Origin of the sequence: Mesorhizobium sp. CU3, from assembly GCF_006442965.1 — a bacterium.
GTDB lineage: Bacteria > Pseudomonadota > Alphaproteobacteria > Rhizobiales > Rhizobiaceae > Mesorhizobium.
This window is the reverse complement of sequence record NZ_VFWX01000010.1, coordinates 18534-32592: the sequence shown is the minus strand read 5'-3', so window position 1 is coordinate 32592 and position 14059 is coordinate 18534. Positions and strand designations below refer to the sequence as shown.

General features: G+C 66.2%; 14 protein-coding genes. 10 read left to right on the top strand and 4 right to left on the bottom strand.

What is annotated here, in order from left to right:
- The first annotated feature begins 75 nt into the window (after nucleotides 1-75).
- The 6 genes from FJ988_RS16575 to lpxK all read left to right on the top strand — a co-directional run bounded on the left by FJ988_RS16575 (nucleotide 76) and on the right by lpxK (nucleotide 5733).
- Entirely contained in the window at nucleotides 76-1419 is a 1344-nt protein-coding gene (locus FJ988_RS16575; protein WP_140819421.1) for a TldD/PmbA family protein, read from the top strand.
- Entirely contained in the window at nucleotides 1406-2215 is an 810-nt protein-coding gene (locus FJ988_RS16570) for a 3'(2'),5'-bisphosphate nucleotidase CysQ (RefSeq protein ID WP_181183554.1), read from the top strand. Before FJ988_RS16575 ends, FJ988_RS16570 begins: the two co-directional genes overlap by 14 nt.
- A gap of 74 nt (nucleotides 2216-2289) precedes the next feature.
- The gene (locus FJ988_RS16565) at nucleotides 2290-2535 is read left to right on the top strand and encodes a DUF4170 domain-containing protein (protein WP_140819420.1); all 246 of its coding nucleotides are present in this window, start codon (nucleotides 2290-2292) and stop codon (nucleotides 2533-2535) included.
- Between the two features lie 5 nt (nucleotides 2536-2540).
- Complete coding sequence (locus FJ988_RS16560; RefSeq protein WP_140819419.1) at nucleotides 2541-3317, top strand: lysophospholipid acyltransferase family protein; 777 nt, start codon at nucleotides 2541-2543, stop codon at nucleotides 3315-3317.
- Nucleotides 3314-4630 carry a lipid IV(A) 3-deoxy-D-manno-octulosonic acid transferase gene (gene waaA / locus FJ988_RS16555; protein WP_140819418.1) on the top strand — a complete coding sequence of 439 codons (1317 nt, stop codon included), beginning with the start codon at nucleotides 3314-3316 and terminating at the stop codon, nucleotides 4628-4630. The genes FJ988_RS16560 and waaA overlap by 4 nt, the downstream gene beginning before the upstream one ends.
- Before the next feature lie 74 nt (nucleotides 4631-4704).
- The gene (lpxK, locus tag FJ988_RS16550; RefSeq protein ID WP_140819639.1) at nucleotides 4705-5733 is read left to right on the top strand and encodes a tetraacyldisaccharide 4'-kinase; all 1029 of its coding nucleotides are present in this window, start codon (nucleotides 4705-4707) and stop codon (nucleotides 5731-5733) included.
- Nucleotides 5734-5761: 28 nt separating this feature from the next.
- Here lpxK and FJ988_RS16545 read toward each other — a convergent pair whose 3' ends face one another.
- Nucleotides 5762-5995 (bottom strand): DUF2093 domain-containing protein, encoded by a 234-nt coding sequence (locus FJ988_RS16545; RefSeq protein WP_140819417.1) that lies wholly within the window; start codon nucleotides 5993-5995, stop codon nucleotides 5762-5764.
- A 116-nt stretch (nucleotides 5996-6111) separates the two neighbouring features.
- On the opposite strand from FJ988_RS16545, the gene FJ988_RS16540 reads away from it, so the two are divergent.
- Nucleotides 6112-6714: a hypothetical protein gene (locus FJ988_RS16540; protein ID WP_140819416.1), complete on the top strand. Its 603-nt coding sequence runs from the start codon at nucleotides 6112-6114 to the stop codon at nucleotides 6712-6714.
- A 27-nt stretch (nucleotides 6715-6741) separates the two neighbouring features.
- Here the strand turns inward: FJ988_RS16540 and FJ988_RS16535 are convergent, their stop codons facing one another.
- Nucleotides 6742-7668 (bottom strand): LysR family transcriptional regulator, encoded by a 927-nt coding sequence (locus FJ988_RS16535; RefSeq protein ID WP_140819415.1) that lies wholly within the window; start codon nucleotides 7666-7668, stop codon nucleotides 6742-6744.
- Nucleotides 7669-7758: 90 nt separating this feature from the next.
- Here FJ988_RS16535 and FJ988_RS16530 point away from each other — a divergent pair, with 90 nt between their 5' ends.
- Together FJ988_RS16530 and FJ988_RS16525 are read left to right on the top strand one after the other, a co-directional pair.
- Complete coding sequence (locus tag FJ988_RS16530; protein WP_140819414.1) at nucleotides 7759-8652, top strand: DMT family transporter; 894 nt, start codon at nucleotides 7759-7761, stop codon at nucleotides 8650-8652.
- Nucleotides 8653-8792: 140 nt separating this feature from the next.
- On the top strand, nucleotides 8793-9512 hold the full coding sequence (locus FJ988_RS16525; protein WP_140819413.1) for a hypothetical protein: 720 nt from the start codon (nucleotides 8793-8795) through the stop codon (nucleotides 9510-9512).
- 45 nt (nucleotides 9513-9557) lie between these two features.
- Here FJ988_RS16525 and mutL read toward each other — a convergent pair whose 3' ends face one another.
- Nucleotides 9558-11432 carry a DNA mismatch repair endonuclease MutL gene (mutL, locus tag FJ988_RS16520; protein WP_140819412.1) on the bottom strand — a complete coding sequence of 625 codons (1875 nt, stop codon included), beginning with the start codon at nucleotides 11430-11432 and terminating at the stop codon, nucleotides 9558-9560.
- 45 nt (nucleotides 11433-11477) lie between these two features.
- Entirely contained in the window at nucleotides 11478-12380 is a 903-nt protein-coding gene (locus FJ988_RS16515) for a LysR substrate-binding domain-containing protein (protein ID WP_140819411.1), read from the bottom strand.
- Between the two features lie 89 nt (nucleotides 12381-12469).
- On the opposite strand from FJ988_RS16515, the gene FJ988_RS16510 reads away from it, so the two are divergent.
- The gene (locus FJ988_RS16510; RefSeq protein ID WP_140819410.1) at nucleotides 12470-14020 is read left to right on the top strand and encodes a trimethylamine methyltransferase family protein; all 1551 of its coding nucleotides are present in this window, start codon (nucleotides 12470-12472) and stop codon (nucleotides 14018-14020) included.
- The last annotated feature ends 39 nt before the right edge of the window (nucleotides 14021-14059 follow it).

Genomic DNA, 14059 nt, shown 5'->3' with positions numbered 1-14059 from the left:
TGCCGCGAGGGCATCGATAGATCGCGCCGGCAGGGTTCGCTTTGACCGATTGCTCGAACAAACAGGAACAACCGCATGACCGATAAGCTCGACGCAGCGAAACTGACCGATCGCGTCGCAGCCCTCGTCGAGGCCGCCAAGCGCGCCGGCGCCGATGCCGCCGACGCCGTCGCCGTGCGCGGCCGCTCGGCCGGCGTTTCGGTTAGGCTGGGCAAGGTCGAGGCCACCGAATCGGCGGAGAGCGAGGATGTCTCGCTGCGCGTCTTCGTCGGCCAGCGCGTCGCCAGCGTCTCGGCGACCGCCGCGTCCGATCCGAAGGCGCTCGCCGGGCGCGCCGTGGCCATGGCCAGGGTTTCGCCCGAAGATCCGTTCCAGGGCCTTGCTGATCCGGCGCTGCTGGCCCGCAATCTGCGCGATCTCGACCTGTTCGATCCGACCGAGATTTCGGCCGATCAGCTGAAGGACGCGGCCCTTGCCGCCGAAGCTGCTGCATTGGCGGTCAAGGGCGTCACCAACTCGGCAGGCAGCAGCGCGGGAGCGGGTTTTGGCGGCCTGGTGCTTGCCACCTCGGCGGGTTTCGTCGGCCAGTATGTCGCCTCGCGCTTCTCGCGCTCGACTAGCGTCATCGCCGGCGAGGGCACCGGCATGGAGCGCGACTATGAATATTCCTCCCACCAGCATTTTTCCGACCTCGACACGCCGCAAGACATCGGCCGCAAGGCCGGCGAGCGCGCCGTGCGCCGCCTTGGCGCGCGCAAGGCCGCGACCGGGCCGGTCGACGTCGTGTTCGATCCGCGCGTCGCGCGCGGCATCGCCGGCCATCTTGCCGGAGCCATCAACGGCGCCTCCGTCGCCCGCAAGACGAGCTTTCTGCGCGACATGATGGGCAAGCGGGTGGCCTCGGCCGCCATCACCGTCACCGACGAGCCTTTGCGACGTCGCGGCCAGGCCTCGCGGCCCTTCGATGGTGAAGGTGTCGAGGGCGAAAAACTTCTGATGGTCGAGAGGGGCGTGCTCAACCACTGGTTCCTGTCGACTTCAGCCGCGCGCGAGCTCGGCCTTGTCACCAACGGGCGCGGCTCGCGTAGCGGCTCGTCCGTTTCGCCGTCCTCCACCAACCTCGCCATCGAACCCGGCGAGCGCGCGCCGGAGGACCTGATCGGCTCGCTGAAGAGCGGCTTCTACGTCACCGAAGTGTTCGGCCAGGGCGTCGACATGGTGACCGGCGAATACAGCCGCGGCGCTTCCGGTTTCTGGATCGAGAACGGCGCGCTCACCTATCCGGTGGCCGAGGTGACGATCGCTTCCAACCTGAAGACCATGTTCCTCAACATGGTGCCGGCAAGCGATCTTGACCGCAATTTCGGCACCGCCGCGCCAACGCTGCTCATCGAGGGGATGACCCTTGCCGGAGCTTGATGCAATCAACCTGACCGAGGCCCGTGAGGACCTTGCCTTGCTGCGCGAGGCCGCCCGCGAAGCCGGCCTCATCGCCATGCGCTATTTCGGCAATAACCCGCAGGTGTGGATGAAGGGCGGCACCTCGCCGGTCAGCGAGGCCGATCATGCGGCGGACGCCTATCTGCGCGAAACCCTGCTCAAGGCGCGCCCGGACTATGGCTGGCTGTCGGAAGAAACCGCCGACGACCATGCCCGCCTTTCGGCGCGCCGCACTTTCGTCGTCGATCCGATCGACGGCACGCGCGGCTTTCTCGACGGCCTGCATTCCTGGTGCGTCAGCGTCGCCGTGGTCGAGGACGGCCGTTCGCTGGCCGGCGTGCTGGAATGCCCCGCGAAACGCGAGACCTATTGGGCGCTGCCGGGCGAGGGCGCCTATCTCAACGACAAGCCGATCCATGTGCGGCCGCTTGGGCCGGACGTCGACATCGGCGGCCCGAAGCCGCTGGTCGATCTTGTGCCGGAACCCTGGCAAAGCAGGCTGCGCCGCACCGCCTACATTCCCTCGCTCGCCTACCGGCTGGCGATGATCGCCGCCGGCAAGCTCGATGCCACCTTCGTCAAGCCGAGCGCGCATGACTGGGACATCGCGGCCGCCGACCTGATCCTCAACGAAGCGGGCGGCGCCCTGCTTGACCGCACCGGCAAGCGGCCGCGCTATGCCGGCGAGGTGATCAACCACGGCGCACTTGCGGCCGGCAGCGGCGAACTGCTCGGCGTGCTGACCGGCGTCCTTGCCGGGCTTGACGAAGGGTGAGGCGGTCGGCAGTTCCAAAACCGGCCGCTTTGGTCTAGACCTGTCACGAATTCATGAGTGTGCGAAGGATCGGCATGGCCGCGGAAGACGGAAAGAAACAGCTTTTGCACCTGGTTTTCGGCGGTGAGCTGAAGAAGCTTGGCGACAACGAGTTCCGCGATCTCGACGCGCTCGACATTGTCGGTATCTATCCGGACTACCAGTCGGCGCTCACCGCCTGGAAATCCAAGGCGCAGGCCAGCGTCGACAATGCTCATATGCGTTATTTCGTCGTTCATCTGCATCGTCTGCTCGATCCAGAATCGAAGGCCTCCGGTTGACCTCGATGGAGCATGACGCGGTGAAAGGGGCGACAACTCGTTCCGCCAGGAGCGGCGGGACGCGCACCTGGTGGCGCCGCATCCGCGAGCCGTTGGCGCAGTCGGGTTTCGTCAAGAGCTTCATCGCCGGCCTGTTCGCCTGGTTCGTGCGTCTGATTCGCGTGACCAGCCCGCTGGTCAAAGGCTCGACCCAGGTTGCCGGCGGCGCCTATGCGCATCTGGAACCCGGCATCATCGCGCTTTGGCACGGCCAGCATCTTCTCACCCCGGCCTACTACCCGAAGGGCCGGCCGCTGGTCGCCATGGTTTCGCGCAGCGCCGATGCCGAGCTTCAGGCGCTGATGATCGAAAAATTCGGCATCGAGGCGGTGCGCGGTTCGGGCGGGCGCGAAAACGCCAGGCATCTCGACAAGGGTGGTGCCAAGGCCCTGATCGCGCTCAAGAAAGCGCTGACGGCCGGCAAGAATGTGGCGATGATCGCCGACATTCCGCACGGCACGCCGCGCGACGCCGGCCTGGGCATCGTGCTCCTGGCACGGCTGTCCGGCCGGCCGATCCTGCCCGCCGCTATCACCACCAGCCGCCGCAAGGTGCTGGAAAGGAGCTGGGACAAGACCACCATCAACCTGCCCTTCGGCCGCTCCGCGGTCGTTGTCGGCACGCCGGTCTTTGTACCGGCCGACGCCGGCGAGGAAGAGATGGAGCGCAAGCGCCGGGAGGTGACCGATTCGCTCAACGCCGCCACGGCCGAGGCTTATCGCCTCGTGGATGGCGACAAATGAGCGAGCGCTGGGCGCGTGCCGCGCTGACGGCCTACCGCTATGCCGGGGCCGCCGCCTATCCATTGATCGGCCCCTATGTCGCCTGGCGCGCCTCGCGCGGCAAGGAGGACCGAGTCCGCCGCCGCGAGCGCTACGGCGTCGCCGGCCGGCCGCGCCCGGAAGGGCCGGTGATCTGGATCCATGCCGCGAGCGTCGGCGAGACGATTGCTGTCGTGCCGTTGGTCGAATCGATTCTCGACTATGGCGTCAACATCGTGCTGACGACCGGCACGGTGACGTCGGCCAAGGTCGCAGACGAACGTCTCGGCGACCGCATCATCCACCAATATGTGCCGCTCGACCTCAAGCCGGCGGTCAGCCGTTTCCTCGACCATTGGCGCCCGGAATTGGCGATCATCGCCGAATCGGAAATCTGGCCGATGACCATTCTGGAGCTCGGCGCCCGCAACGTGCCGCAGGTACTGGTCAACGGTCGGCTTTCCGACCGCTCCTTCACCTCCTGGAAGAAGCGCTCCGGGGTCGCCGAAGCGCTGTTCGAAAACCTCGCCCATGTCATTGCCCAGTCGGATGTCGACGGCGAACGTTTTCGCGCTCTGGGCGCGCGTCCCGTCACCGTGTCGGGTAATCTCAAGGTCGACACCAACCCGCCGCCGGTCGACGAACGCGCTCTGGCCGGCCTGCAGCGCCAGGTCGGCGGGCGCCCGACCTGGGCGGCGATTTCCACCCATGACGGCGAGGAGGTCGTGGCGGCCGAGGTCCATGCCAGCCTGCACAGGCGCCACCCCGGCTTGCTGACCATCATCGTGCCGCGTCACCCCGACCGCGCCGACGCCCTTGCCGCCGAGATTTCCGGCATGGGGCTGAAGGTCGCGCGGCGCAGCAAGGGCGAGCGCATCACGCCCGACACCGATATCTTCCTTGGCGACACGATCGGCGAGATGGGTCTCTATCTCCGATTGACCGAGATCGCTTTCGTCGGCCGCTCACTGACCTCCGAAGGCGGGCAGAACCCGCTGGAGCCGGCGATGCTCGATACCGCGGTGCTGGCCGGCCGCAACGTCCAGAATTTCCGCGAGGCCTATCAGCGCCTGCTCGACAGCGGCGGCGCCAAGCTGGTGCGCGACCGCGACATGCTGACCGGCGCCGTCAATTTCCTTTTGACCAACGAGGCGGCGCGCCATGAGATGATGGCGGCCGGTGCCGCCACGGTCGACGAGATGCGCGGCGCGCTTGCCCGCACGCTGAAATCGCTCGAGCCCTACATCCAGCCGCTGGTCGTCAAGTCGCGCCTTAAGGGCGCCAACGGACGCTAGCGCATGACCCCAAAAATCGGACCCGATTTTTGGAAAGGATCATGCGCCGAACCAGGGCGCGCGGGCACCGCGCTATGACCAGCGAGGCGCCCCCCTTCTGGTGGGAGAAGCCGGATTGGCGCGTGTTCGCCTTGTCGCCCGTATCGGCGGTCTACGGCATGGTTGCCGGCCGCCGCATGCGGCATGCGCCGCGCGAGAAGGTCGCAGCACCCGTGCTTTGCGTCGGCAATCTCACCGTCGGAGGCAGCGGCAAGACGCCGGTGGCGATCGCCCTGGCCAGGCAGGCCAAACGCATGCAACTCACCCCCGGCTTCCTGTCGCGCGGCCATGGCGGCTCGTTTGCCAGGCCGCATGTCGTCGATGCGCATCACGATGCCGCCAAGCATGTCGGCGACGAGCCGCTGCTGCTGGCCGAGCATGCGCCGGTCGCGGTGACGGCCAACCGCGCCGCCGGCGCCAGGCTTCTGATCGAAGAGCATGGCTGCGATTTCCTGATCATGGATGACGGCTTCCAGTCGGCGCGCATCCATATCGACTACGCGCTGGTCGTGGTCGATGCCCGCTTCGGCGTCGGCAATGGCCGCGTCATTCCGGGCGGGCCGCTCAGGGCCAAGGTCGTCGACCAGCTGGTCTTCACCAGCGGCATGCTGAAGATGGGCGAGGGGGCAGCCGCCGACGGCGTGGTGCGCCAGGCGGCGCGCGCCGGCCGGCCGATCTTTCTCGCGCATGTCGAGCCGGCGGATGCCGCGCGCTTTGCCGGCGGCCGCTATCTGGCCTTTGCCGGTATCGGCCATCCGGAAAAATTCTTCGACACGGTGCGCGGCGCCGGTGGCGAGGTAGTGCTGTCGCGACCCTTCCCGGACCATCATTTCTACGCTCAAGACGAGCTCGGCGACCTGTTGGCTTTGGCGCGGCGCGAGGGCCTGCGTCTCGTCACAACCGCCAAGGACGCCGCGCGGCTGCGCCACGGCACGACGCCGGCAGGTTTCCTGGAGCAGCTGGACGTGCTCGACATCGAGGCAAAGTTCGAGCTCGACCATGTGCCGGAACGGATCATCGACGAGACGCTCGACGCCTGGCGCCAGCGCAAGATGCGTGGGTGATCTTCCGTTCGATGGCGAGGAAGAGGGCCTAGCCGCGCTTGCGCAGTTCCGGATGCATCTCGATTTCGCGGCGCAGCGAGGCGGTCGCGTTGGCGTAGGGCTCCTGGCGGGCGACGCTCCAGTATTTGAGCTCGTCCAGCGGGATGTTCTCGCCCGTCACCGCGCAACGCACGAACGAACCCGGGCTGGTGACCTGGAAGTCGCCGTCGAGGTAACGGATCCTGGCTTCCCGGCCGCCCGGGCCTTCAAAACGGTTCATCATGGCGTGACGCTAGGCTTCATTGCGGTCCAATCGCCACAAATCTGGGGCGCGGTCAAGCTTGGCGCAATGTTCGTGCACTATGGCTTGATTGGCACAATGGTTTCCGGAAGCCCGGCATGGACGTCACATCGACCCGTTTGAACGCGATGATCACCGATGCGCTGACCCCGCAGCCGGTGCCTTCGGCGAAGGCCGATCCGGCGACGACCGCGCTGATCAAGGCGCTGGTCCAGCCGCCGGCGCCGGCCGGCGCGCAAGCCGCGCAATTCGCGGCGCAGGCGCTGAGCGGCTCCTTGCAGGCGCCGCCGGCCCGGTCGGCGCAGCATCTGTCCTCCAATGCGGTCGAAGACGCTTACAGAGCGATGATGGAACCCGACGACGAGGCGGAAGACAGGCCGGCCAGGACGCCGGGCCGGCAAGCGGCCGAAGCCGACCAGGCTCCGCGCGCTGCCGGGCCAGCCCAGCCGTCCGCCGCCGACAACACCGCCAGGGCCGCTGCCGTGGCGCCGCAGCCGCAGTCGGTCGCTGCCGCCGCGCTGTCTTCACCGGCGCTGGTCGCAGCCAACGCCAACGCGCCGCTGCCGAGAGGCGCAGCCGCCCGGCCAGCCGGCCATGCGCCGCGATCCGAGCCGGCCCCGATATCGCTGTGGACGATTTCGGTGGTCACGGGCGTCGTTTCGGCGGTGACCGCCACGATCATGGTGCTGCTGCTTCGCTGACTTGTTGAGGCAGGCTTCAGGCGGATTTCAATCGTCTTCCCGCAGAAAAGCTTCAAGCTTCTCCGGCGCAAGCTTCGCTTGCTCCGCGATGCGCCTGGCGAGGTCGGCGGCTGCGGCGCGAGGCCGGCCCACCGGACGATCCAGCCAGTAGGACACCGGATTGAGCGCCGTGCGGTCATCGACCGGGACGATCCGCCCGGATCCGAGCTGATCCTTGGTCAGCGGCGGCCGCGCCAGCGCGATGCCGAGGCCATGCGCCGCCGCATCGAGCACCAGATTGTAATCCTCGAAGCGCCGGTCCTGCGGACGCGGGCGATAGTCGATGTCCTGCGCCGCGAACCAGGCGCGCCAGCCGGATGCGTCGGAATCGTTGATCAGCGCGAATTTGAGCAGGCGCGTCGGATCGCCTTGGCCGATCTCCTTGGCGAGGTCCGGCGATGCGATCGGAAAAATATGCTCCTCGAAAAGCTGCACCGAGACACGGCCCGGGATGCGGCCGCGCCCGCAGCGCACGGACAGGTCGATGCCTTCGTCGGCAAGGTCGGCCTGACGGTTATCGACGTCGAGCACGATGCGCAGCCTGGTCGGATGGTTCTCCAACGCCGCCATGCGCGGCATCAGCCACAGCCCGCTGACCGAGGGGATGGAGGCCAGCCGCACCACGGCGGTGCCGCGCGGCTCGATCCAGCGGTCGGAATTGACCGAGATCAGCGCGAAGGCTTCCGTGGTGCGCAGATGCAGCCGGTTGCCCTCATTGGTCAGCGTCACGCCGCGCGCATTGCGCTCGAACACTTTCAGGCCCAGCCAATCCTCCAGCTTGGCGATCTGGCGGCTGACCGCGCCATGGGTGAGGTTGAGCCTTTCGGCCGCCGCCGAGAAACTGCCGGTGCGCGCCGCCGCGTCGAACGCGCGCAAGGTCTCGAGCGGCAGTATCTGGTCCGAGCTGTGATCCATGCTCACAGCTGACCCTTGAATTGGTCGTTTGTCAATCACCCGGCAATGGCGTTTCCTGTGTTTATGACGGAGAAAAACGAGGACACGGCCATGAGCGCTTACACCGGCACGTTGAATGAGACACAGCGCATCGACACCACGGCAGCGGTCGCCGTGGCGCTGACGGTGATCGGCTGGGCGTCGGCCTTCCCGGCGATCCGCGCCGGCCTTGCCGCCTTCCAGCCGCTGGAGCTTGGCGCGCTGCGCTTCGCCATCGCGGCCGTGCCGGCGGCGATCTTCCTTGCGGTCAAGCGCCCAGCGTTGCCCAGGATCGACGAATTGTGGCGCTTCGGCTTCGGCGGCGCGATCTTCGTCGCGCTCTACACCGCCATGCTCAATTTCGGCGAATTGACCGTCTCGGCGGGTGCTGCCGGCTTCATCATCAATGTCAGCCCGATCTTCACCGCGATCATGGCGATGGCGCTGCTCGGCGAGCGCTTTTCGCGACTGGCCTGGCTCGGCACCGTGATCTCCTTCGCCGGTATCGGCATCATCGCGGTGGCCGACGGCAACGGCCTGCACTTCAACGCCGGCGCGCTGCTGGTGCTGGGTTCGGCCCTTTGCTCGGCTGTCAACACCATCGTCCAGAAGCCGCTCTTTGCCCGCCATCATCCGCTGACCATCGCCGCCTCCAACATGGTGCTCGGCGCGCTCTGCCTGTCGCCCTTCCTGCCGGAAGCCTTTTCGCAGGCCGCCGTCGCCAACACCGCCGGCCTTGGCGCCGTCATCTATCTCGGCATCGTGCCCAGCCTGATCGCCTACGCCGCCTGGGCGACCGCGCTCTCGCGCCTGCCGGCCGCCCGCGCCTCGAACTTCCTCTACCTGGTCTCGCCAACCTCCGCGCTGATCGGCTTCTTCTGGCTCGGCGAAGTGCCTTCGCTGCTCGGTGTCGTCGGCGGCGCGCTCGCTCTGGGCGGTGTGATCGTGGTGAATTTGAAGCGGTAAAACAAAAGGTTGGAGACATCTCCGGACTCTAACTACGAACCTTCCACCAGCATGAGGACACCCTGCAGAAGCGCAGCTATGGTGAGCTGCCTTTGCTGGGGGACGGAATGGGAAGATCTTTTGTAGCGCTGGCTTTCTGCATGCTGGCGCTGACCGGGCAAGCTGCTGCGGGCTGGTACCAGGTAAAGAATTTCGAAGGCTCCGTCGGACCGAGTCCGGTTCACCTGTCGCTGCAGCGCTATGACAGCTTCGGCAGCGGCATTACGGTCGAGGGAAGCTACTTCTACGATGCCAAGCAGAGCCCCATCGCGCTCTACGGCAAATCAGAGGGAACCAAACTCACGCTTTGCGAGATCGCGGACGATAAGGAATTGGATCGTGTGTTGGTGATGGGGTCAAAGACGCCCATCGACGCAACGGGATGCCCGCTTTCGCTCGACCTCCACGAAAGCGGCGCAACAGGAATCTGGGTCAAGGGTTCGGAGAAGGTCCCGGTCGTGCTCAAGCAAGTTGCCGCCCTTGACGATACGGCCGAGGCCAAGATCAACGGGATCGTCGAGATCCCGTTTTGGGTGCAGACGGCCACTCATCGATTGGCCGGTGTTTACACCAAAACCGACGCCGGCATCTGCATGACCAAGCTGCAGGTCATCAGCAAGAAGACGAGGAAAGCCGTTCAGAGCATCCGGTTCGACGACGAGGACTGCAACGCGGGCATGTTGATGACGCCCATTTATTTGAATGTTCAAAAGCAGGGCGAAGAGATTATCTCCGTGAATTTTCGCGGTGGAAACGGCGGCTACACGACCGAGTACGGCTTCTCTCCCAAAACAGGAACGTATCACCGCTTGGTGAACTGAGCGGGCTGCTTTGATCGCTCTGATCCTGTGCTTTGTGGAAAGCGCTCACCGCCGGCCGAACAGCCGCTCGATATCGGCGAGCTTGAGCTCGATATAGGTCGGACGGCCATGGTTGCAGGTGCCGGATCCCGGCGTCGCCTCCATCTGGCGCAGCAGCGCGTTCATCTCCTCGGCCTTGAGCAGACGGCCCGAGCGCACCGAGCCGTGGCAGGCCATGGTGGCGGCAATCTTGTCCAGGCGCTCCTTTAGCGTCTCGACCGTGTCGTTGTCGGCGATCTCGTCGGCAAGGTCGCGGATCAGCTGCTGCACATTGGTTTCGCCGAGCATCGACGGCGTTTCGCGCACCGCCACCGCGCCCGGGCCGAAGCGCTCCAGCCCGAGGCCGAATCTGGCCAGCGTCTCGGAGTGCATGGCCAGCCGCTCGGCATCGTCTTCCGGCAGGTCGACGATCTCGGGCAGGAGCAGCATCTGCGAGGGCACCGCGCGGGCATTGAGCGCATTCTTCAGTGCCTCATAGACCAGCCGCTCATGCGCGGCATGCTGGTCGACGATCACAAGCGAATCCCTGGTCTGCGCGACGATATAGTTCTCATGCACTTGCGCGCGGGCCGCGCCCAACGCCATGCCGAGCAGCGCCTCGGCCGGTTCGGCCATGCCTGCGCGCACATCGGCGCTGGCCAGCGGCCCGGTGTCGAAGGCGGCCTGGTGGTTCTCGGCAAAACCACCGGATCGCGGCCTTGCCTCCCCATAGCTCATGTCGAGCGGCCGCTGCGGCGAACGCATCGGATCGAAGCCGCCGGGGCCGGAGGCGCGATAGGTCGCCTCGTAGCTGCGATGGCCATTGGCCGGGCCAGGATGCGAATAGGAGGGCGCACCCGGCCGGAACGCCGCCATCATGCCGGCAGCGCCTGAGGTCGCGGCGCGGATGCCGGCGCCGGCCAGCGCCTCGCGGATGGCGCCGACGATCAGCCCGCGCACCAAGCCGGGATCGCGGAAGCGCACATCGGCTTTGGCCGGATGCACGTTGACGTCGACGATGGCCGGATCGAGCGACAGGAACAGCACCGTCACCGCATGCCGGTCGCGCGGCAAGACGTCTGCAAAAGCGCCCCGGATTGCGCCAGCGATCAGCTTGTCGCGCACCGGCCGCCCGTTGACATAGGCATATTGCTGCAGCGCGTTGGCGCGCGTGTAGGACGGGATCGAGACATGGCCGGCGAGGTGAACGCCATCGCGCATGGCATCGATCGCAATCGCGTTGTCCGGGAAATCCTTGCCCATCACCTGTGCGACGCGCGCCAGCCGGCCTTCCGGCGTGTCGGCCGTCGCCGGCAGTTCCAGCGTCGAGCGGTCGGCGCCAGCAAGCGTGAAGCGCACCCCGGGGAAGGCAATCGCAATGCGCTTCACCACGTCGCTGGTCGCCGAGCTTTCGGCGCGCTCGCCCTTCATGAATTTGAGCCTGGCCGGCGTGGCGAAGAACAGGTCGCGCACCTCGACCGTAGTGCCGCGATTGGCTGCCGCCGGCTTGACCGCCGAGACGCGCCCGCCTTCGATGCCGATCTCGGCAGCAGCGTCGCCGCCGGCGGTGCGCGAGCGGATCGACAGCCGCGCCACCGATCCGATCGAAGGCAGCGCCTCGCCGCGGAAGCCGAGCGAACGGATGTCGTGGATGTCGTCGGAGAGCTTGGAGGTGCAATGGCGGGCCACCGCCAGCGCAAGCTCCGGCTCGGCGATGCCTGAGCCGTCATCGGTGACGCGGATGAGGCTCAACCCGCCGCCCGCCGTGACCACCTCGATACGCGAGGCGCCGGCGTCGAGCGCGTTCTCGACCAGTTCCTTCACCACGCTAGCCGGACGCTCGATGACCTCGCCGGCGGCGATCTGGTTGATCATCGTTTCGGAAAGCTGGCGAATGGGCATCCGACGATTATAGGCGGATTCGAATGGCGTGGGGGAGGGGCAACTTCACGCCTGCGCCACCAGCCAGTCCCGGACCCTTCTCGCATTGTCGCGCAGCTCGCGGTTTTTAGGCCAGATGACGTGGAAGCCGATGCCCGTCCGCATCACGTGATCGGTCACCGGCACAAGAAGGCCTGACGCCACCAGGCGCTCGACCAGGTGCCGCCATCCGAGCGAGATGCCTTGGCCCTCCATCACCGCCTGGATCACCAGCGCATAGTCGTTGATGCGCAGGCCGCGCTCGGCGTTGCGCAGGCTGGTTCCGGCGGATGCGAACCACTCGTCCCAGTTCGGCGCCTCGCGATAGGGCTCTTCCAGATGGATCAGCCGGTGCGTGGCCAGTTCCGCGACGGTCTTCGGCATGCCGAATTTGGCGAGGTAGCTCGGTCCCGCAACCGGGAAGATCTCTTCTTCGGACAGCGACAGCGAGTGATAGTCCGGCCAGTCGCGCGGCATGCCGCCGCGAACGCCGAGCGGAATGCCCTCGGCGATGATGTCGAGGTCGCGGTCGGCGGTCTGGATGCGCAGGTCGACGCCCGGCAACTGGTCGCGGAACTGCTGCAGGCGCGGCATCATCCAGAACGAGCCGAAGGCGGTCGAGGCGGCCAAGGTCACATGGCCGCCGCTCGCCTGCAGCCGCAGATCCTCGGCCGACTTGCGGATATGCGACAGGCCGAGCGAGACATCGGCATGGAAGCGCTCGCCTGCCTCCGTCAACAGCACCTGCCGGTGCCGGCGCTGGAAGAGCTGTGCGCCGAGCTGTTCCTCCAGCCCGCGCACCGCATAGGAGACGGCGGCCTGCGTCATGCCGAGCTCGCGGCCCGCCGCGGTGAAGCTCGAAAGCCGGCCCGCCGCCTCGAAGACGATCAGGCTGCCGGCGGAGGGGAGGAGGTGGCGCAGGCTTCGCATAAGTGAAACTTATACAAGCGATCAGGATTTTCCAGCGTCACAGTGATATTTCGCCTCGCTAATTTGGCTGGCGGGACGAAGGAGGATTTATGAACGCACCAGCCGCTGAATTGACCGAACAGACCCACCGCCGCGGCGGCGGCCGTCTCGGGCGCAAGGCGCTGAGAAGCGCGCCGATCGCCTCCTTCCCGACACTGGTGCGCAAGATCCCCGCCTATGAGATCGTGCCGGACGAGGCAGTGGAGCTGATCCATGAGGAATCGCTCAAGATCCTTGAGGAGGTGGGCTGCGAATTCCGCGATGACGGGGCGATCGAGCTCTGGAAGGCGGCCGGCGCCGATGTCAGGGGCACGCGCGTCCGCATCGACCGCGCGCTTTTGATGGAGCTGGTCTCGAAGGTTCCGCCGGAGTTCACGCTGAACGCTCGCAATCCAGAGCGCACGGTGCGCGTGGGCGGCAAGAATTCGATCTTCGTGCCGATGTATGGCGCGCCCTATATCCGCGACCTCGAAAACAAGCGCCGCTACGGCACGCTCGCCGACCTCAACAATTTCCACAAGCTCGCCTATATGGCGCCGGCGCTGCATTCCTCGAGCTCGGTCATCTGCGAGCCGATGGAGATCGCGGTGCCGAAGCGGCATCTGCACATCATCCACTCCGCGCTGAAGCATTCCGACAAGCCGTTCATGGGCATCGTCACCTCCAAGGAGCGGGCCGAGGACACGATGGCGATGGCTGGCATCGTCTTCGGCGAGGACTTCGTGCGCAACAACCCGGTGCTGGTGGCGATCACCAATTGCAATTCGCCGCTGGTCTGGGACGCCACCATGATCGATGCCATGCGGGTCTATGCCAGCCACAACCAGCCGCTGATCCTGGCGCCCTTCGCGCTGTGCGGCGCCTCGACCTCCGCCTCGGCGGTCGGCGCGGTGGCGCAGGTCAATGCCGAGGCGTTGGCAGGGGTGGCGCTGACCCAGCTCATCCGTCCGGGCTCGCCGCAGCTCTACGGCCAGTTCATGGTCACCGTCGACATGAAGACCGGCGCGCCGATGGGCGGCACGCCGGAAGCAGCCCAGATGATGTATCTGATGGGCGCGCTGGCGAGGAAATACAAATTGCCCTGGCGCACCTCCGGCTTCCATGTCGGCTCCAAGCTCAACGACGCCCAGGCCGGCTACGAGGCGAACATGCTGATGCATGCCGCGATCCTCTCCGGCGCCAACTACATCTGGCATTCCGCCGGCTGGCTGGAAGCGGGGCTGACCTGCGGCTATTCGAAATTTGCCACCGACTGCGAGCAACTGGTCGGCTGGTACAAATATGCCGGCGGCGTGCCCTTCGACGATTTCAAGGAAGCGCTTGCCGCGATCCGCGAGGTCGGCCCGCAAGGCCATTTCCTCGGCACCCAGCACACGCTCGAGCATTTCGAGAGCGCCTTCTTCATGCCGAACATCATGGACTTCAATTCCTTCGAGCAGTGGAGCGCCGAAGGGGCGAAGGACCACGACACGCGCGGCCAGGAAAAGGCGCGCAACATGCTCGCCGATTACCAGGAGCCGAAGCTCGACGAGGGCGTTGCCGAAGGTCTCAAGGATTTGATCGCGCGGCGTGAGGAAAAGCTGCCCGACAGTGTTAGTTGATAAACATGCCACAGCGTGAGTTGAAACAACGGGCGAAGA